General features: G+C 36.8%; 1 pseudogene. It reads left to right on the forward strand.

Annotation, left to right across the window (positions count from 1 at the left end):
• Nucleotides 1-16: 16 nt before the first annotated feature.
• A pseudogene (locus BBI00_RS15300) lies at nucleotides 17-497 on the forward strand (arginase); the annotation flags it as partial.

Here is a 497-nt window from a genome sequence, read left to right on the forward strand (position 1 = left end):
TTACAAGCTTTCGCAGATGGACTTCGAAATTCCTGTTGTTGATCTCGGAGATCTGGTGTCCGGAAAATCTGTTCAGGATACTCATTATATCTTACAGGAAGTGCTGTCGGCATGTCATTATAAAAGAGCTATTCCGGTAATTATTGGTGGTTCCAATGATTTTGCTTTCTCATTATTTTCAGCATTGAATTTCCATAAGAAAAGCCTCAATTATACCCAGATTAGTAATATTATCTCTCTTCAGCAAGGAGAAAGCATCAATGAACATACTTTTTTAAGCAAGATTTTCGGAGCCAAAAATTTCTCCATTAAAAACTACCATCATCTGGGCTACCAGAAACATTTGAATGAAATGGATTCCGTAAGGCTCATCAAAGAAGTAGAGTTTGATATTATCCGACTGGCTGAAATGATGAATTCTACAGAAAAAACAGAACCGTTCTTCAGAAAAGCAGATCTGGTGACCGTAAACTGTGATGCTATTGAAAGCTTTAGTG

This window comes from Chryseobacterium arthrosphaerae (assembly GCF_001684965.1).
Lineage (GTDB): Bacteria > Bacteroidota > Bacteroidia > Flavobacteriales > Weeksellaceae > Chryseobacterium > Chryseobacterium arthrosphaerae.